Genomic DNA, 237 nt, shown 5'->3' with positions numbered 1-237 from the left:
GAACAGGTTGACCTGGCCGCGGCCGCTGCGCGCGGCATCACTGTCACCAACGGCGCCGGGGCCAATGCCGAAGCGGTCGCCGACCACACCCTCGCCCTGCTGCTGGCGCTGTTGCGCGACATTCCCCGCGCCGATGCCAGTACCCGCCGGGGCGAATGGAACCGGGTGATCAGCCCCTCGGTGAGTGGCAAGCGCCTTGGCATTCTCGGCCTTGGTGCGGTGGGCCTGGCCATCGCC

At 70.9% G+C, this 237-nt stretch carries 1 protein-coding gene; it reads left to right on the top strand.

Going from position 1 to position 237, the window contains the following annotated elements; genetic code table 11:
* Positions 1-237: NAD(P)-dependent oxidoreductase (locus tag FQ668_RS20595; RefSeq protein ID WP_306109846.1), on the top strand; the 237-nt coding region annotated here is incomplete at both ends.

It is taken from the genome of Pseudomonas sp. Kh14 (genome assembly GCF_900291005.1).
In the GTDB taxonomy this organism is placed as follows: Bacteria; Pseudomonadota; Gammaproteobacteria; order Pseudomonadales; family Pseudomonadaceae; genus Aquipseudomonas; species Aquipseudomonas alloputida.
This window is presented reverse-complemented; position numbering and strand designations above follow the sequence as displayed.